The sequence below is a fragment of the Streptomyces sp. NPDC052109 genome, assembly GCF_040680195.1.
Classification (GTDB): Bacteria; Actinomycetota; Actinomycetes; order Streptomycetales; family Streptomycetaceae; genus Streptomyces.
In genome coordinates this window covers 17,647-35,422 of the sequence record NZ_JBFAWF010000035.1, presented here as the reverse complement: position 1 = coordinate 35,422, position 17,776 = coordinate 17,647, and the positions used below count along the sequence as shown (strand labels likewise).

The window sequence follows — 17,776 nt, the reverse complement described above, 5'->3', positions numbered from 1 at the left end:
CGAGGACGACCGCCAGGAACGGGGCGCCGGCGATGGCGGCGACCAGGGCGGGCTCGCCGGCGCCGGTGCCGAGGGGGCGGGTGAGGAGCACCGCGTCCGGGTCCAGCGCGAAGTGCGGGGGCCACCGCTGCGACGGCGGCCGCGAACAGGACGGCGGACAGCCAACGCCACCCGACGACGCTGATCAGCGCGACGGCGAACCGGTACACGCCCAGCGGCACCGACACCGCCCGGCGGCTCCAGGACGCGACGTGCGCGCTGTGTGCTCACCGGAACCCACCTGCTGGACACGGCGCTGTTCGTCGCGCGTCAACAGATGGCCGAGGTCCGAGAGTCGGCCCCAGTTGGAGTGACTCGGCGGCGCCGACCACGAACGCCCCAGCCGGCCGGCGCTCTTGCCGGCCAACCCTGCCCTCGCGGCCGCGCCGTCACCAGCCGTGACCGCCACTGTTGTGAAGCAAGGCGAGGACCGTGGTGGTCGCGATGAGCGCCTGAGTGAGGCGGAGTTCGCGGAACAGCGCCGTCAGCGCGCAGGCGAGTGCCGCGTACCACGGCATCGACCACGGTGCCGCGACGATCCAGGCGAAGGCGAGCACGAACGGAACGGAGACAACGGGAGGGACCTCGGCGGGAACGTGTCTGTGCAGCACGACGGCCAGCCCCAGCATCAGCGCGGGCCAGAGGACACTGACGCTCGCCGCAGCCCCGACCGGACCGATGACTGCGGTGGCGCATGCGCCGAACACGGCCCACAACGACGGCTTGGACACCATGTGCGAGGCCGCGGTGAGCGGATCGAGGGCATGCAGACCGTACATGGCGTACAGGACGGTCACGGTGAGCAGGGCCGCGCCCGCCACTCGGACAGCCCGCTGCCAGGCGCCACGGCGCAGCAGTGGCCACACCAGACCCACGCCGACCAGGGCGGCACTGATCTTGACGGCGCAAACGAGGCCGACCAGTGCGCCGACCACCAGGTCCGCACGCCATCCGCGTGCCTTGCGCGCCAAGTGGACGGCGCTGACGGCCAGGATCGCCACGAGGGTGTCCAGATGGCCGCCCCCGACCAGCACCCCGATGAGCAGCGGATTCGCGCTCCAGAGGAGGGCCGCCCGGACCGGGTCGGCGGCGGTGCGGATCAACAGGTAGCCGGTGCCGAGGAACGCGGCCGCGTTGGCGAGCATCAGTGCCCATACCGTCAGCCATGGCTGGTCACCGCCGACGAACGCCGCAGCGGCCTGCCACCACGTGGCGACCGGCCCGTACACCGACGGGGTGTTCCGCCACGCGTCGCTGACCAGATGGGCGTACAGCCCGCCGAGCCGGGCGGGTGTCGTCACGTACGGATCGCCGCCCAGAGCGGCGATGCGGCCGTAGGCGGCGTAACTGGCGGTGTCGGACGAGCCGATCGGGGTGAGATCCGCGACCAGGAGCACGGCGCATGCTCCGGCCCGGAACAGAGTGCGGGGGTCAGGTCTCCAGCCTCGGCTGTGGGCCTGGAGCAGAAGGAGCGTTCCGACGCAGGACAGCACTATCGCGACTGACGTGGCCGCCTCGGAGACGGCACCGGACATCGACGGCAGGTGGAACCAGGTGATCGGGGTCCTGAGCGTGTTGCGGTTGGGCGCGCTCGCACCGACCAGTCCGAACAGCAGGACGCCTGCCCCGGCCATCGACAGGGCCGCGCGGGGTCTGGGCTGTCCGTCACCGGTCAGAGCCCCGCATGCGGCAGTCTCGCCTCGGCCCGCAGGGCGAAGAACCCATCCATGGTTGTCAGTCGTCAAGGTCAGCCTCTGAGTCGTACTCGGTCATGGCTCTTCCGCGCACGGACGATCCCTGGAATCACCTTGCGGGCGCGGCGGTATGCGTCAGGGCGGATCTGTGGACGGCCCCGCCAGGTCGGCTGCTCCATGGAAAGGCAGCGACTGATCCGCAGGCCGAACTCTCGACCGTTCCCACTGACGGGCACAACGGTCGCCGCTGCTACATCGTTGCGCCGGGCGACGCGCGAGCCGTTTGGTCGTCTGTCGGGCTGCTCGCCGGTACCGGTCCTCGCACGCCTGCGTCCCGTACAAAGACTTTGTCAAGGCCTCCGCAGAGCTGCGCGGACGCCCTGGCCCGCGCCGCGCATACGCGGACGACGAGCCGGATTCGGTGCATGAGCTCAGTGCGGCGCTGCGGTCTCACGGCTGGGTGGTCCTCAACGCCGCGGACGGCGTCAGTGCGGTGGCTCGGCTCTCAAGGCGCCTGTCGGGGCACGCTCACCGATGTCCTTCTTCCGGCTCGGCACTGCGGCGGCTGCGGAGGAACTCCAGGAGGAGGGGGACCAGTGACACGACGACGATCAGCGCGACCAGCGGCAGCAGGTAGTGGTCGACGTTCGGGATCGATGAACCCAGCGCGTATCCCGCAAGGACGATTCCCACGGACCAGACCAGGCCACCGGCCACCTGCCACAGGGTGAAGGTCCGCGCCGGAACCTCCAGCGCGCCCGCGATCGGGTTGAGGACCGTGCGCACCACCGGGATGAACCGGGCCAGTACGACCGCCTTGGCGTGACCGTACCGCTCCAGCAGCTCCTCGGCCCTCTTGACTCCCTCATGCAACCGCGGCGACCGGCTGCGGGAGATCAGCGCCCCGCCCGCCTTGCGGCCGATCAGGTACCCGCACTGCGCCCCGGCCAGTGCGCCGACGGCGGCGGCGACCAGCAGGGGCGCAAGGGACAGCTTCACCGGCCGGTCCGCTGCTCCCGTGCACAGCAGGCCGGCGGTGAACAACAGGGAATCGCCGGGCAGGAAGAAACCGATCAGCAGCCCCGTCTCCGCGAACAGCACCACGCCGACGCCCAGCACGCCGAAGGCGGCCAGCAGCGACTGGGCGTCGAGCACGTTCACGGCGAGCTGCGAGGCGAGGTGCAGCGTTGGGGTCATGTCCCCGAGCCCTTCTGTGGAAACGGTGTGTTCTCGGTGGCGGATGGAGTGTGCGACTGCACCGAAGCAGACCGTCCGTGGAACTGTGGACGATGAGCAGCCGAGGGAGGTTCGTGATGGTTCGCCTCCGACAGCGGCCATCCATGGTCACGCAGCGGCCCCACCCCGTAGCCCCGCTCATCGCACGTGTCGAGGATCCGGGGAAGTGCCCCGAGGGCCGAGTGCCAGGCACCGGGGGCGGACGTGCAGTCGGAGTCGTGGAGGAGGATCGTACCGCCGCCGTCCAGGTCGGTGGTGACGGTGCGGTGGACGGAGGCCGGGGTGGCCCGGGCGGTCCAGTCCTCCCCCCAGGCGGTCCACAGGACCGGGGTGAGTCCGAGGCGGCGGGTCGCCAGGTGGGCGGCGGTGGACATGACTCCGTACGGGGGCCGGAAGAGCGTGGGCGGCCGGCCGGTCAGGTCGGCGACGAGGTCCTGGGCCCGAGCCAGGTCGTCGTGGGTGGCACGCGGTCCGCGCAGCAGGAGGGGGCGGTGCAGCCAGCCGTGGATGCCGATCTCGTGGCCGGCGGCTGCGATCTCCCCGACCAGGGCGGGAGAGCGCCGCGCCTCGCTGCCGAGGAGGAAGAAGGTGGCGTGCACCCGGCGGTCGGCGAGCAGCCGCAGGAAGTGCGGAGTGGAGCGGGGGTCGGGCCCGTCGTCGAAGGTCAGGGCGACGTGGTCGGGGCGGCCCCGGCCCGACAGCCGGGGCATCACGCGGTTGCGCAGCGGCCCGAAGGTGGAGATCACCGGGGCGGCATGGGCGGCGGCGAGAGCAGGCAGGGCCGCGACCGCGGCCGAGCGCAGCGTCCGGGGGATGTTCACGAGTGCTCAGCCCCCTGCCGGTGCGCGTGGTGGCCCGCGAAGGCGTCCACGAAGCCGTTGCCGATGGCGTGCATCAGGCCCGGACCGTCGTCATTCGTCGCCATCCCCGTGCCGACGGCGCACGCCCACACAGCGGTGGCCACCGCGGCGGTGGCAGCCAGGCGGCGCGGTCGCCGCCGTCGCGGCAGCGGGGGCTTTCTGTCTCCGTCGGAGAGGCCCGTTCCGTGCACGCGTGCTATCTCGGCCGCCGGGCCGCCATCCGGGGTCTGGGCGAACAAACGGTGGCCGGTCGCGCGCTGTTGTTCCCCGAGCGGACCGTCGATCAGGTCGCACAGCACCGTTTTGAGATCGGCCGGGTCGCGCACCCATACGGCGGCACCCGCCTCGTCCAGGGCGGCCGCGTTGGTCAGCCCGTGCCCCGGTATGCAGCGGTAACTGGCGACAGGCAGACCCGAGGCGAACGCCTCCAGCGACGTGAGTCCGCCGGCGTTCTGGACGAGGACGTCCGCGGCGTGCATCAGGCCGGGCATGTCGTCGACCCAGCCGTAGACGTGCTCGATGCCGTCCCCCCGCAGCTGCTCGGCCAGGGTCTCGTTCCGGCCGCACACGACGACCGGAACGGCGGCGCCGCAGTCCCGCAGTTCGAGCGCGACCTCGCGGACCGGTCCCACGCCCCATGACCCCGCGACCAGAAGGGCGAGCGGGGCCTGCTGCGGCAGCCCGAACGCCGCGCGTGCCCGGGCCCGCCGCTCTGTGTCGCAGGGGTGGAACCGAGGGTCCGCCACCGGTCCGCACACCCGCACGTCCCGTGCCCCTGCCGCCCGCGCCTGGGCAGCGGGTATGGCGTGTGCGGCCAGGTGGACGTCCACACCGTCCGCCACCCACAGGGGGTGTACCGAGAAATCGGTCAGGTACGTCAGGACGGGAACGTGCAGGCGCTTCTTCAGGCGCAGGTTGCCCAGGACCCGGCTGGCTCCCGGGTAGGTGGAGACCACCGCTCCTGTGCCCTGGGGCAGGGCACGCAACACCCTGTCCTCGGCCGTGCGGAGCAGTGCCCGCGCGATCGGGCCGCCGCCTCCGGCGCGCTCGGTGCTGGAGTAGATCCGCTGATAGACCCATGGCGCGCGAACGAGCATCCGGTGGTAGCCCTCCTGGATGACACGGCCCAGGCGAGCCGGCAGCAGATCGAGCAGGTCGAACCGGTCGACCGTGAAGCCGTCCGCCGTGAGGCGTCGGGCGAGTTCGGCGGCCGCGCCGTCATGGCCGGCTCCGACGCTCGCGGAGACGACGGCGATCCTGCCACGCGTCGCGGCCCGCTGCGGCGGAATCCCGCCCACGAGGGCGAGTCCGGGCGCCGTGCTTCCGGCGTGGGGCATGGGCTTTCCTCCGCAGCATGAAGGGAGCGACAGAACTCTACGAGATGTAGTAGTCCGAGGTTTGAAGCCGGAGCATACCTCCTACAAGTAGTAGTTGGCCGACGGGTAGCCTGTACGCAAGCGAATGAAGGAAGGCGGACGGTGGAGGACGAAAGCCACGGGGGCAGCCGAGGGGCAGCGGGCAGGCGGGCGCGCGGTGAGCTGGAGAGCGATGTGCTCGCCGCGCTCTGGTCGGCCGACGGGCCTCTGACCGCACGCCAGGTCCGGGAGCGGCTGCCGGGCGACCTGGCCTACACGACCGTTTTGACGATCCTGACGCGGCTTCACGAGAAGGGCATGCTCGTGCGGCACCGTGAGGGTCGCGGGTACGCCTACGAGCCGGCCCGCGATGAGGCGTCCCATACCGCCCAGCGCATGCACTCCCTGCTGGTGGGCGGCTCCGACCGCGAGGCTGTGCTGGCCCGCTTCGTGTCGGAACTGTCGGCGCAGGACGAGCACCTGCTGCACCAGTTGCTGTCCGGTCACGACGAGACACCCGCCGAGGGTGAGCGCTCCCGCAGGAAGCGGTGAGCCCGATGCTGGTCAGCGTGTACGTTCCGTTCGTCGTCACGGCCGTGCTCTCCCTGCTCGGGCCCCGCCTCGCGCGCCGGCTGCCCCCGCGCCCCGCCGCCTGGGCGCTGGCCTGCGCCGCGCTCGTGACGGCGATCGGCTGGGCAGGCGCACTCGCCTTGCTGGCCTTCACAGGCGTGGCACAGGTTCCGCAGGTCGCCGCCGAGGGCCGCTGGTCCGTGGCCGTCCTGCGCGCCGAGGACCCGGTGTACCGCATTGTCGCGGCGGCGAGCACCCTCGTACTGCTTGTCGGCGTCGTCTCGCTGGTCGTGGCCGCCGTACGGCAGGTCCGTCACCTCGTGCGCGCGCGGCGGGAATGCGCCCATCTTCCCGGAGACACGGAGCTGGCGGTGGTGGACGAGGACGTCCCGCTGGCCTTCGCTCTGCCCGGCGCGCCGGGACGGATCGTGGTCTCCCGCGGAATGCTGCGCTGTCTCGGCGACGACGAGCGCGAGGCTCTGCTCGCGCACGAGCGGGCGCACCTGCGGGGCCGGCACCATCTCTTCCACAGCGTGTGGCGGCTCACAGCGGCGTTGAACCCGCTGCTGCGGCCGTTGACCGTCGCCGGTGGTTTCGTACTGGAGCGCTGGGCCGACGAGGAGGCCGCCGAGCGTGTCGGCGACCGCAGAGTCGTCGCCCACGCCGTCGGGCGCGCGGCTCTCGCATCGGCCGGGACGCCGCGTCCCGTCGCACTGGCCGTGACCGGCGGGGCGGTGCCGCAGCGAGTGCGGGCCCTGCTGGCCCCGCCCCCCGCACGCCGGAGCCTGCCCTTGGTGACGGGCGGCCTGCTGCTGGCGGTCTGCTGTGCCAGCTTGGCCAACGCCGCATCCGACAGCGACCACATGCTGGACAGCGCGCAGCGGGCACAGTGCGCGGTTCATCTCCGAGCTGACGGCTCGGCGATGAAGCATCGGCACCCGTCCGGCCCCTGCTGCGCCGGTCGTGAGCGGCAGGAGCGCGAGGAGCACCGACCGTGACGGTGCTGCCCGCCGTCACCCGGCCGACGACGCGGGTTCTCGCGGTCCATGGCACTCAAACCGCCCGGCACAGCGAAAATCAATCCCGACGCCAGCTCAGCAGGCGGTCTTTTGCCAGGTCAACGAGTACCGACGGAGCACATGCCGGCGGTAGCGCACACCGGGCAGCAGCCGTCGCGCCGCAGCCCGCACCTGTCCGTAGCTCATCTGCGGGACGGCGACCGGCATGCCCTCCGGCCCGCGGGCGCGAAGCAGCACCTTGGTGATCCGAACGACCGGGGCAGCCGCGATCATCGCCGCCCACTCCGCCGGGCTCGCCTCGCGGGCCAGACCGCTGACCACCAGCGTGCCTCCGGGCCGCAGCAACTCGCACATCCGGATCAGGGCGGCCTCGAAGTCCATGTGGTGGATCGTGGCCACCGAACAGATGAAGTCGTAACCCTCGGCCGGTAGGTCGGCGGTCAGGAAGTCGCCCTCGATGAAGGCGAGTTCTGTGGAGCCGCCGGCGAGCTCGCGTGCGCCGGCGATCATCTCTGGCGACTTGTCGATCCCGGTGACGTGTTCGGCCCGCTCGGCGAGCTTCCGCGCCAGGAGCCCGTCCCCGCAGCCGACGTCCAACGCGTCGCCGCAACCCTCGGGAACGGCGCGGAGGATGCCCGGGTGACGGGCGACGTTGGTGTTCCAGTACGGCTTCTGGTCAGCCTGGTGCATCGGGTCATCGTAGGGGCGTGGCCAGGCCTACGTGCGCATGAGCGGATCATGGTTCGCCGGTGGAACCGTCTTCCCCATGAGGAGTCGTGGCCGCGGGCGGGGCACCTGCGGTGGGCCATGGCACGACCGTGGACGGCCGCGGGTCACCGGCCCCTCACCCGGCCGGGGTTCGCCGGGACCGGGCAGGTACATCCTGTACCGGCTGCACCTGGTCCGTCGCGACCGGGCGACCGCCGCCTCGACGGGTACGGAGCCACTGGATGGCGGGCGGCAGCAGACCAACGGCGACGACCGCGGCGATGGCGGGAGCCAAGTACGCCGATCCCCGCCGCCCGCACTCGCCCAGGGCGTACCCGGCCAGCACCAGTGACTGCGACCAGAGGAGTCCCGCCAGAACCTGCCACAGGGTGAAGTCGGCCGTCGGCATCCCCAGCAACCCGGCCGCCGGGTGAACCAGGGTCCGCACCACAGGGACGAACCGCCCCAGCACCACGGCCCGCCGGGCCCCGTACCGCGTGAACAGAGCCTCGGCACGCTGCATACGGGCCAGAGCCCGCCCCTCCGGGCGCCGCTGCCGCATCGACCTGCCGCCGCGCCGCCCCAGCCAGAATCCGGCCTGAGCGCCGGCGAGCGACCCCAGGCCCGCGCACGCCAGCACCAGCGGCAGCGACATTCGCGCCGTACCGAGCGTGGGGAGCGAGCAGGCCAGCCCTGCGGGCAGAAGCAGCGTGTCGCCTGGCAGAAAGACGCCCAGAGCGGGAAGCCCGGTCTCGGCGAAGGCCACGATCAATACCGCCCACGCACCGAACTTCGCCAGCATGGTGTGCGGGTCCAGCACTCCTGCGACGGCCATGGGACCTGGTGCCATCGACGGGCCCTCCCCCCTCTGTGCGATGCCGCGTCTATCTCCTACAGCATGTAGTAGAAGATTCGTCGCCTGCCCTCCGGTCCGTCGAGTCACCCCCGCAGACCTGCTCCAAGTTCTACATCATGTAGTTGTTACGGCTCTCGGCGCCTCCGCGATCACGTCGCCTCGGCTTGCGCCCGGCCGCCTCGACCCGGGCATGCCGGGGGCCGCACCGGATCCGGTCGGGACACCGTGCGAACGCGCCCGAGCCAGTACCGAGGCACGGCCTCTCGGCGGACCGCCGCACGTCCGCGAGTTGCCGACCGCGCTCTCGGGAAGTCTGCTCCAGCCGATAGGGACGCCGGAGAGCCGTGAGCGTCCCGCTACGGATGCCGGCCTTGGCCGCCGAAGGTGGCAGTGGGCGTGGGCGAGGTGCCTCCGGTGGTGCCACCGCCGGTGGTGCCACCGCCGGTGGTGCCACCGCCGGACGTGCCGCCGCCGGCGCCGCCGAACAGCCCGCCACCACCCGCACCGCCGGTCGTCCCGCCGATGCCGCCGGCACCGGTGCCGGAGGTGTCGGTCGGGCTCGGGCCGGGGCACTGCTTCCCGTGGTGGCGGCAGGCTCCGGTGGAGGGGCTCGGCGTGTCCGATGCGCTCGGGGTGGCCGGGGGCGTGCTCCGGGTGGCGGAGGGGGTGGGCGAGGGGGCGCCGTACTCATCCGTGCCGTGACCCAGTTGGGGCGCGGACGGGAACTGCTGGACGGGCTGTCCCTGGAGGGCGGCCGTCATGTACCCGGTCCACACCTCGGTGGGCATGTCGGCGCCGAACACCTTGGAGTAGCCGCCGACGCCCTGCATCGACTGCAGGCCGGCGTTCTTCGGGTCCTCCTTGAACATGGCGACGGACGTGACCAGTTGGGGGGTGTAGCCGATGAACCAGGCGGACTTGTAGTCGTCGGTGGTGCCGGTCTTGCCGGCCGCCGGGCGGCCCAGGCCCTGGGCGTTGGTGCCCGTTCCGCTCTTCACGACGCCCTGGAGGACATCGGTGACGGTGCCGGCGGTCGAGGGGGGCATGGCGGTGGTGCCCGTGGGCTTGCCGAAACCGGGCAACGGCTGGCCGTCGGCGATGACCTTGGTGACCGAGTACGGCTCGTGCTGGACGCCGCCGTCGTCGAAGGTGGCGTACGCGTCGGCCATGCGGATCGCCGAGGGTGTCGAGGTGCCGATGTAGAAGCCGGGGGTGTCGTACTGCAGGCTCTTGCGCAGCAGGCCCGCCTTGAGGGCTTCGTGCTCCACGTTGTCGTAGCCGACGTACTCGCCGAGCTGGACGTAGGGGGTGTTGACGGACTGCTCCATGGCCTTGCGCAGGGTGATGTAACCCCACTTCGTGGGGACGTCGTTGCGCTGGTGGAGCAGTCCCGAGGGGTCCCCGGAGTCCGGCAGTTCCTGGCCCTGCTGGTTCTTGATGGTGATCCCGTCGTCGCCGTTGAACTTGGAGTCGGGGGTGATCGGTGAGGGCGGCCGGCCCGGCGAGAGTACGGCGCCGTGGTCGAGCGCGGCCGCCAGGTCGATCGGCTTGAAGGTGGAGCCGACCGGCACACCGGTGGCGTCCGCGTTGTCGGTCCAGTGGCCCTTGTCCCAGCCCGGCCCGCCGTACAGGGCCATGACCGCGCCGCTCGACGGATCGATCGACGCCGCGCCGACCTGGACGTCCTTGTCGGCCGCGCGGTGCTTGGGGTCGAGGTGCTTCTTCTCCATCGCCGCGACGGACGCCGACAGCGCGTGCACCTTCGTCTTGTCGAAGGTGGTGTAGATCTGATAGCCGCCGTGGCCGAGCTGCTGGTCGGTGAGGGACGAGTGGGCCTCGACGTACTTCTTCGCGGTGTCCACCAGATAGCCGGTCTGCCCGGACATCCCCGCCGACGGCGTGTAGGCCTTGGGCGTGGGGAACCCGGCGGCCAGGTACTGCTGTTCCTGCGCCTGGCTGATCTTGTGGATGGTGGCCATGCGGCCCAGTACGTACTTCCAGCGCGCCTCGGCCTGGGCCTTGGCCTGCGGGTCGGTGTCGGCGTGCATCAGCAGGCTCGGCTCGTTCACCGCGGCGGCGATGAACGCGCCCTGGCTGACGGTCAGATCGGAGGCGTGCTCGTGGTAGTAGGCGCGGGCCGCGGCCTCGATGCCGTAGGCGTCCCGGCCGTAGTAACAGCTGTTGAGGTAGCCCTGCAGGATCTGCTGCTTGGACATCTGGCCACCGATCTTCAGGGAGATCATGATCTCCCTGAGCTTGCGGGTGACCGACTGGTTCTGGTTGAGGTAGGTGTTCTTCACGAACTGCTGGGTGATGGTGGACCCGGACTGCACCTCGCCACCCGTGGCCATGTGGTAGACGGCGCGGAGCATGCCCTGCGTGTCGACGCCGGGGTCGGTGTAGAAGGTGGCGTTCTCCGCGGCGAGGAAGTCCCACTGCACCAGCTTCGGGACCTGGGCGAGGTCGACGTTCTGCCGGTTGGTCGACCCCTGTGTGGTCATCACGGAGCCGTCGGACCAGTAGTAGGTGTTGCTCTGCTGCTGGGTGCTGGGATTCGCGCTGGGGATCGTCGTGGTGGCGTAGGCGTACCCGAACAGTCCCAGCAGACCGCCGAAGAACAGCAGGAAGGTGCCGACCACCTGCTTCCACGAGGGCAGCCATCGCCGAAGGCCCTGCCTGCCGGCCCGCGGGTAGTCGATGAGACCGCGCCGGCCGCTGCGCCCGGCGCGCGGACGCCGATCGTCCGCCCTCCGGCGTCCCGCTCGTCCGTCATGGGCAGCCCGGACGCCGTACCGCGGGTCGTCAGGACCGGACGGCCCCGTCCTGCCAGACGGCCTGCGCCGGTGTCCGCCCATCTTCGCCACTCCTCGACCAGACTCGAGCCCGCACGCCGCCGCGAAGCCGATCGCGCCGCACCGCCGTGGTGTGCGACGGGCGCCCGGGCCCGGGGCGGACTGAAGCTCTGATTTCCTACAGTTTGTAAGACTAACCGGTGCTCGGACTGCTACGGCAACCGCCTCTGGGCAAAGCCCCACGACGCGTAGGATCGCTCGTGGCGCGCGTACGGGAGGCACAGGAGGGGTCGGGCATGGCTCACGACAGCGATGGCGAGCACGCCGACCGCCGGGCGAGCGGGGCTCTGGAGGCCGAGATCATGGCCGTGCTCTGGAGCTCCGGAGAGCCGATGACCGCCGGCGCCGTCCAGGCTGCCCTCGCACCAGGGCTCGCCTACAAGACCGTGCTCACCGTCTTGGGGCGACTGCACGCCAAAGGGATGCTCGAGCGCGAGCGCGTCGGCCGGGCCCACGCCTATCTCCCGCGCCGGGAAGCGGCCGAGGCCTCCGCCGAGCAGATGAAGACCGCGCTCGACCGCGGCCACGATCGCACTGCCGTGCTGCAGCGCTTCATCGAGACCCTCGACCCCGCGGACGAGGCCGCGCTGCGCGCCCTGCTCGGCCCCGGCGAGTGACGCGACCCGCGAAGTTACGCCCTGTTGCGCGGCACGGCGGCCACGCGCTTCGCGCAGACCCGGCAGCCGCCCCGGTCACGTCGGTCGCACCGCGTGCGCGCGAGGCCGTGGACCGTTCCCGGACCGGTGCGCCCCGCCCGACGTCAGGCCAGATGGAGAACATGGAGGCAACGGGCGAAATCCGAGGTGACCTCGGCGAAGGCCAGACCGGCCAGGGCAGTGACCGCCAGGGCGGGCCAGGCCGCACCCCAGTGGCTGGTCGGACGTTCGGCCTGCAGAGCGCCGACCCGTGCGGTGACCTTGTGCCGCAGATAGGCCAAGACGCCGTGCGACGCACGCGCTCGAGAGGCGTCGGCCATCGCGAGCGCGGCACGGGCCAGAGAACGGGCGGCAAGCAGGCGGCTGCCGGTCGCCTGCGCGGCTTCCTCGTCGGCCCAGCGTTCGATGTGGAAGGCGATGAGGTCGCGTACCGGCCGCAACAGGGGGTTGCAGGCGGCCGTTGTCTCGGCGACCGCCGCGTAGAGGTGGTGTCGGTGCAGCAGATGGGCCCGTTCGTGGGCGAGCAGCACCGCCTGTTCGTCGACGGGCAAGGCGCGCAGCATGGCGGAGGTCACTACGACTCGCCCTGTCCGGCCCGGCAGCGCGTAAGCGTCCAGCTTCTCCGCCTCGATCACCACCAGGTCACCGGCGGCCGGCCGTCTCCTCAGGGGGGCGAGCTCGCGTAGCGCGGACCATCGGCGCCATGTCACCGTGAGTGCCCTGAGCAGCGACACCGCGAGCAGTCCGGCCGCCAGCGCGCCCAGGACGTTGGGGACCGGGTCGTCATGAGCCAGGGCGACGGGGCTGCTGTGAGCCTGGTCCTGGAAGGCGTCGGTGCGCCCCAGTCCGCCCACCGTGACGGCGGTCATGCCCCACACCATGGCGGCCGTCGCGACGAGGCACAGCAGGGTCAGTGCGCGCACCGCGGCAGCGGGGGCCAGCCGGCGTCCCAGCTGCGGACCGAGCATGGCCAGGGCGACCGAGGCCAGGAGAAGCAGGTAAACGGTGATGTGCACAGCGGCTCCGGTCGGATTCAGTTCCGGACGTCGAGACGGGCGCGCAGCGCCGGCGCGCGAAGCGCCCTCGCGCGGACGACTTCCTCATCGGTGTTCGCGGGAACGCGCTCGGTCATCACCGCGCCGCCATTCCATCGAGTGGCCATCACCTGGGCCTCCAGCGTGTCCGCCGGGTATTGAACACGCTGCGACTCGTGCACCTGACAGCAGGGCCGCACGTGCTCACGGTGTTCAACGCCCACTCCATACATGTGGCGCCCCAGTAGAGCACGGTCAGTCACTCGTTCGACGTGCGTCAGGTAAGACCCGAGTTAGTTCTTCGAGCGAACACGTGATGCACCGCGCCGCGCGTCACCGGCCGTCGGCACGCATGTCCGGTCTCACTCAGCCCCACTCTTTGTCTCACATAATGTAGGAGTTCAGGGGGCTCCGCCCACGCCGGGGCCTGTGCTCCTTGGGCGAAAGGGGTGCCTGCCATGGCCGCACGAAGGGGAGCAGAGGTGTCCAGCGTGAAACATGGCGACGTGACGGTGGTGGTCATCACCTACAACGACGCCGAACGAGTCTCGGAGGCGGTCGCCTCGGCACTCGCACAGGGCGATGCGGTCGGCGAGGTGGTGGTGGTCGACGACGCGTCCACCGACGACACGCCCCGCGTACTGGAACAGCTCGCGGTCGCCGACCCTCGGGTACGTGTCGTACGCCGTGCCGGCAACAGCGGCGGGTGCGGCACCCCACGCAACGACGGTATCGCCGCGGCCCGCTTCCCCTGGCTCGTCTTCCTCGACAGCGACGACGTGCTTGCGCCGAAGGCCGTGGACGCGCTGCTCACCGTCGCACTGCGGCATGACGCAGATGTGGCGGCGGGTCTGTGTGTACGGCGCGAGCTGCCCGGGGGACGCGAGATCCCCTGGCAGGAACAGCTGTTCACCACGGAGTCGGTGCACGACGGGGTGGCCCGGCGCCCCGAGACACTGTGGGACACGCTGTCGGTGAACAAGATCTACCGCCGCGAGTTCCTGCTGTCCCGGCGGATCCGTTTCCCCGACGGTGCGGCGCACTACGAGGACTTCGTCTTCACCGCGCGCGTCTACGCGGCCTGCCCGCGCCTCGCCGTCACCCCTGAGACCGTCTACGTCTGGCATGTGCGCTACGGCACCGGTCAGCCCTCGATCTCCCTGCGCCGGGACCGGATCCAGAACTGGCAGGACCGGGTCACCGCGCATCGGCAGGTGCTGGAGATCATGCGGGACAGCGGTCAACGGGATCTGCTGGTCGCCGCGCAGACCAAGTTCCTGGAGTTCGATCTCGCCGTCTACCTGAGTGAGCTGCCTTCGCGTGCCCCGGAGTACCAGGACGCCTGGTGGCGGATCTCCCGCGAGCATGTACGCGCCTTCGAGGAGGAGGCCGTGTCCCGGGCCACGCCCGCGGCCCGCTGGCGCACCGCGGTCCTGCTCGGACGCGAGCGGCAGACCGCGAACCTGCCACGGCTGGCCGAGCTGGCGGCCGACCCGCCGCGGCTGCCGCCGCCGTACGCCGGTGACACGCGCGAACCGCTGTGGGACGAGGTGCGTACCGCCCCGGACGGAACGGCCGGGATCGTGCTCGACGGCCTCGCCGACGCCCCGCTCGCGCAGCTGCCGTTCTACGTCACCGCGCACGTGAGGGCGGGCCGCCGGCCCATGCTGGAACTACGGTTGCCCGAGCTCTACGGCAGGACCGCACACGCCGGCCCCGGGAGTGCGATCGTCGAGCTCCGGCACCGGGTGACGGACGCGGTACACCGGTACGAGGGGGCGTGGGGGACCCTGCCCGGCGGCGAGAGCCTGCGTGCCGTCGTCACCGTCGACGCGGCGGCGCTCTGTGCGCACGACACGATCACCACATGGGACGCCTGGGTGACCCTGGCCTTCCGGGACGGTGAGACGGTCACACGGCCGCTGCGCGCCGGATCGGGCCTCGGTCGATCGGTGCGGCTCGGCCGGCGAGGGCGGCTGCTGCTGCTCCAGCCGTACGCCACCCACAGCGGATGTCTCGCCCTGCGCGTCGCCGCCGGCGCTGCCGGAGTGCGCACCGTTGTCGCGGGGCGCCTCGCCCGCCACAAGGGGCGCTGACCGGCGACGTTCAACCGCCGGCCGACGTAAGGCTGTCCGGGTCGGCCGGCTCCCCGGCCGACTCCCCCAGGAAGACGCTGCGCACGACGCGCTCGGCCGCGCGCCCGTCGTCATGGGGGCAGAAACGATCCCGGAACCCAGCCAGCCGCTCCGCCGCCGCCGGCCCCATGTGCTCGCCGCTCCTGAACACCTCGATGAGCATCTCCTGCGTGGTGGCGACCGCGCCGGGCCCCTCGGCGAGGAGGTCGAAGTAGACCCCCCTCGAGCGCCGGTAGGCCTCCCAGTCGGGCGCGTAGATCACGATCGGCCTGTCCAGGACGGCGTAGTCGAACATCACGGAGGAGTAGTCGGTGATCAGGACGTCGGAGGCGATGCACAGGTCTTCGATGGACGGGTGGGACGAGACGTCCACGACGCCTCGTGACGGGGAGATCCTCGGAAGGTCGAAGTAGTGTGAGCGCACCAGCAGGACATGGTCGTCGCCTAGCTGGTCGGCGAACCGCTGCACGTCCGGTACGGGCGCCGTCCCGTCCTGGTGGTCGCGGTGGGTGGGGGCGTAGAGGACGGCGATCTGCCCGGGCGCGATGCCGAGTTCGCCCCGCACGCGGTTCACCCGGTCGAGCGAGGCGGTGACCAGCCGGTCGACGCGCGGATAGCCCGTCTCGAGCACCTGGTAACCGCCGGGGTAGACCCTGGTGAAGACCTCGGTGGTGTGCGGGTTCGGCGAGACCAGGACGTCCCACCGCCCGCACTGCTCCACCAGCCGGTCGAAGTTCATACCGCGTGCGGCGGCGGGATGCTCCCGCAGGTCCGTCCCCATCTTCTTCACAGGGGTGCCGTGCTGTGTCTGCACCAGCACCGCGCCACGCCGTTTGGGCAGCTCGTACGGGAAGTTGACGTTGTTGACCAGGTACTTGGCCCGCGCCATGGTGCGCAGGCAGCGGGGGGTTCCCTCCACCACGTACTCGACCCCCGGTGGGACGGAGGCCGTCCTGTCCCTGGCGACCACCCAGACCCCGCGGATGCCGGGAGCGAGCTCACGGGCCTTCTCGAAGATGGCCGCGGGATTGCAGGCGTAACCGCGGTTCCAGTAGGCGGCGTAGACGGCCAGTCCGTCGTCGGCGGGAAGCCGCAGGCAGGCGCGGTAGTAGGCCCGCCGCAGCGCCGTCGCCGCGAGCCGGGGTGTTCGCCGGACCGCACCGCGCGCCCGGCCGAGGGCGGTACGCAGTGCGAGGCGGAGCCGGTTCACCGGCTCCAGCGCCGCGTACGCGGGATAGGCCCCTTGCTCCACCAGCCGGTACTGCAGGCCGCGCAGCCCGGAAGGGTAGGTGTAGTCACGCGGCCGGAACCGCCGGAAGTGCTCCGACGCCCTCCGGAAGAAGTCGCGCCGCAGATCCTCCGGCACCAGGCCTGGGGTGGCGAGCACGGTCGTGGCATGGCGCACGGTGCGGTCGAACACCGCCTTGCGGAACGGCTCGGCGGTCGTGGACTCACGGTCGATGAAGGCGAAGATCCGCTCGTACTGGCCGAAGAGATCGAAGTGCTTCGGGCTGGCGGTGCTCGTGATCGCGCCCTCACGTCCACGCTGGTAGTGGTAGCAGACCCGGTCGAGCATGCTGAGCCGGCGCGCTGCGAGCAGCGTGGGATAGGTGACCGAGATGTCTTCGTAGTACCCGTGCCCGAAGTCCACGTCCAGGCCGAGCAGGAACTCCCGCCGCAGCACTCTGCTCCACGCGGTCATGATGAGATCCAGGGTGCTGGGCCGCTCCCCGAGCGTGAACGTCTCGGGCGCGTCCCGGAACAGATGCGCGCGCACGTTCCGTTGCACGCTTCCGTCCGGGTTGACCAGAGCGTGGTCGACGAGCAGGACGTCGGGACCGGTCCGCCGCAGCCGCTCGGCGACCGCGGCCACCGCCCCGGTCGTCAGCCGGTCGTCGCTGTCGACGAACCAGACGTACTCGCCCCTGGCGCGGGCCAGCCCCTCACCGCGCGCCCGGCCGAGCCCCACGTTCTCCGGCAGGTGCACCACGCGCAGCCGGGAGTCCCCGGCCGCGTACTCGTCGAGCAGGGCACCGCTGTCGTCGGGGGAACAGTCGTCCACGGCCACCACCTCGATGCCCTCGAAGGACTGCGCCGCTCCGAGCAGGGAGTCCAGGCATTCCGGCAGGAATTCCCGCACCTCGTAGACCGGCAGGACGACAGTGATGAGCACCTCCTCCGCGGACGGCTGGGTGGCCGGGCTGTCACTTGTTGCCACATGTCCTCCAGGCATGTGTCGGTGTATGCCTTGCGCGACCGGACCTGGGACACGCGTACCGGACGGAACGTCATGCCGACCGCGCCCCCCGACGCGATCCAGCGGCTCGCGTCGCCGAGCGCGTGCACGCGCTCGGAAACGGGGCAGTCTCGAACACAGAGTAGTCCTACAATGTGTAGGACTACCAGTGGACCCCGGTGACAGGCGGGGCTGCCGGCAGACTCAGGGATACCCGGAAGCGCGGTCACCGCGCCTGGAACCCGTACAGGACACCACCCGAATGGATGGCCGCCGACGGCCACGGGACACCGAAGCGGGTCGTGCCGGGTCTGGCGGAGGACACGCGGGAAACGGTCGTCGCCGAACAGTCCGACCACGATGTGGACGCCAGGCACGACGCCACCGCGACCCCCGCGCGGAGCTGCTGCCGTTCGGCCGGGAACCAGCCACGAGTTCACGTTCGTTCATTGTTGAAATGGGACAATCTCTCGCCATCGAATCGGTCGACTCCTGCCGTGATTTGCCTTATCAACGCTGGCATGAT

At 71.2% G+C, this 17,776-nt stretch carries 14 protein-coding genes; 4 read left to right on the top strand and 10 right to left on the bottom strand.

Annotated features, from left to right (window positions below; all coding sequences use genetic code 11):
- Positions 1-428: 428 nt before the first annotated feature.
- The 4 genes from AB0L59_RS39540 to AB0L59_RS39525 form a co-directional block, all read right to left on the bottom strand.
- Complete coding sequence (locus AB0L59_RS39540; RefSeq protein ID WP_365592275.1) at positions 429-1,673, bottom strand: hypothetical protein; 1,245 nt, start codon at positions 1,671-1,673, stop codon at positions 429-431.
- Between the two features lie 588 nt (positions 1,674-2,261).
- The gene (locus AB0L59_RS39535; RefSeq protein ID WP_365592273.1) at positions 2,262-2,930 is read right to left on the bottom strand and encodes a DedA family protein; all 669 of its coding nucleotides are present in this window, start codon (positions 2,928-2,930) and stop codon (positions 2,262-2,264) included.
- Entirely contained in the window at positions 2,927-3,790 is an 864-nt protein-coding gene (locus AB0L59_RS39530; RefSeq protein ID WP_365592270.1) for a polysaccharide deacetylase family protein, read from the bottom strand. Before AB0L59_RS39530 ends, AB0L59_RS39535 begins: the two co-directional genes overlap by 4 nt.
- Positions 3,787-5,166, bottom strand: a complete 1,380-nt coding sequence (locus tag AB0L59_RS39525) for a glycosyltransferase (protein WP_365592268.1) — start codon at positions 5,164-5,166, stop codon at positions 3,787-3,789. The genes AB0L59_RS39530 and AB0L59_RS39525 overlap by 4 nt, the downstream gene beginning before the upstream one ends.
- A gap of 141 nt (positions 5,167-5,307) precedes the next feature.
- On the opposite strand from AB0L59_RS39525, the gene AB0L59_RS39520 reads away from it, so the two are divergent.
- Both AB0L59_RS39520 and AB0L59_RS39515 read left to right on the top strand, forming a co-directional pair.
- Positions 5,308-5,736 carry a BlaI/MecI/CopY family transcriptional regulator gene (locus AB0L59_RS39520; RefSeq protein WP_365592266.1) on the top strand — a complete coding sequence of 143 codons (429 nt, stop codon included), beginning with the start codon at positions 5,308-5,310 and terminating at the stop codon, positions 5,734-5,736.
- A gap of 17 nt (positions 5,737-5,753) precedes the next feature.
- Entirely contained in the window at positions 5,754-6,752 is a 999-nt protein-coding gene (locus AB0L59_RS39515; protein ID WP_365592263.1) for a M48 family metalloprotease, read from the top strand.
- A 96-nt stretch (positions 6,753-6,848) separates the two neighbouring features.
- Here the strand turns inward: AB0L59_RS39515 and AB0L59_RS39510 are convergent, their stop codons facing one another.
- The 3 genes from AB0L59_RS39510 to AB0L59_RS39500 form a co-directional block, all read right to left on the bottom strand.
- On the bottom strand, positions 6,849-7,463 hold the full coding sequence (locus tag AB0L59_RS39510; protein WP_365592261.1) for a class I SAM-dependent methyltransferase: 615 nt from the start codon (positions 7,461-7,463) through the stop codon (positions 6,849-6,851).
- Between the two features lie 154 nt (positions 7,464-7,617).
- Positions 7,618-8,331, bottom strand: coding sequence for a DedA family protein (locus AB0L59_RS39505; RefSeq protein ID WP_365592258.1), 714 nt, complete (start codon positions 8,329-8,331; stop codon positions 7,618-7,620).
- A gap of 362 nt (positions 8,332-8,693) precedes the next feature.
- Positions 8,694-10,976, bottom strand: a complete 2,283-nt coding sequence (locus tag AB0L59_RS39500; protein ID WP_365592256.1) for a transglycosylase domain-containing protein — start codon at positions 10,974-10,976, stop codon at positions 8,694-8,696.
- A gap of 449 nt (positions 10,977-11,425) precedes the next feature.
- Here AB0L59_RS39500 and AB0L59_RS39495 point away from each other — a divergent pair, with 449 nt between their 5' ends.
- The gene (locus AB0L59_RS39495; protein ID WP_365592255.1) at positions 11,426-11,806 is read left to right on the top strand and encodes a BlaI/MecI/CopY family transcriptional regulator; all 381 of its coding nucleotides are present in this window, start codon (positions 11,426-11,428) and stop codon (positions 11,804-11,806) included.
- Positions 11,807-11,949: 143 nt separating this feature from the next.
- Here AB0L59_RS39495 and AB0L59_RS39490 read toward each other — a convergent pair whose 3' ends face one another.
- Both AB0L59_RS39490 and AB0L59_RS39485 read right to left on the bottom strand, forming a co-directional pair.
- Positions 11,950-12,861, bottom strand: a complete 912-nt coding sequence (locus AB0L59_RS39490; protein WP_365592252.1) for a M56 family metallopeptidase — start codon at positions 12,859-12,861, stop codon at positions 11,950-11,952.
- A gap of 17 nt (positions 12,862-12,878) precedes the next feature.
- Positions 12,879-13,061 (bottom strand): hypothetical protein, encoded by a 183-nt coding sequence (locus AB0L59_RS39485; RefSeq protein WP_365592249.1) that lies wholly within the window; start codon positions 13,059-13,061, stop codon positions 12,879-12,881.
- Between the two features lie 309 nt (positions 13,062-13,370).
- Here AB0L59_RS39485 and AB0L59_RS39480 point away from each other — a divergent pair, with 309 nt between their 5' ends.
- Positions 13,371-14,975 (top strand): glycosyltransferase family 2 protein, encoded by a 1,605-nt coding sequence (locus tag AB0L59_RS39480; protein ID WP_365592246.1) that lies wholly within the window; start codon positions 13,371-13,373, stop codon positions 14,973-14,975.
- 10 nt (positions 14,976-14,985) lie between these two features.
- Here the strand turns inward: AB0L59_RS39480 and AB0L59_RS39475 are convergent, their stop codons facing one another.
- Positions 14,986-17,232 (bottom strand): bifunctional glycosyltransferase family 2 protein/CDP-glycerol:glycerophosphate glycerophosphotransferase, encoded by a 2,247-nt coding sequence (locus tag AB0L59_RS39475; RefSeq protein WP_365592243.1) that lies wholly within the window; start codon positions 17,230-17,232, stop codon positions 14,986-14,988.
- Positions 17,233-17,776 lie beyond the last annotated feature (544 nt).

Bases quoted from the DNA above. Each gene is read 5' to 3' on its own strand.
- AB0L59_RS39540 (WP_365592275.1), bottom strand. From the start codon at position 1,673: ATGGCCGGGGCAGGCGTCCTGCTGTTCGGACTGGTCGGTGCGAGCGCG.
- AB0L59_RS39535 (WP_365592273.1), bottom strand. From the start codon at position 2,930: ATGACCCCAACGCTGCACCTCGCCTCGCAGCTCGCCGTGAACGTGCTC.
- AB0L59_RS39525 (WP_365592268.1), bottom strand. From the start codon at position 5,166: ATGCCCCACGCCGGAAGCACGGCGCCCGGACTCGCCCTCGTGGGCGGG.
- AB0L59_RS39510 (WP_365592261.1), bottom strand. From the start codon at position 7,463: ATGCACCAGGCTGACCAGAAGCCGTACTGGAACACCAACGTCGCCCGT.
- AB0L59_RS39505 (WP_365592258.1), bottom strand. From the start codon at position 8,331: ATGGCACCAGGTCCCATGGCCGTCGCAGGAGTGCTGGACCCGCACACC.
- AB0L59_RS39495 (WP_365592255.1), top strand. From the start codon at position 11,426: ATGGCTCACGACAGCGATGGCGAGCACGCCGACCGCCGGGCGAGCGGG.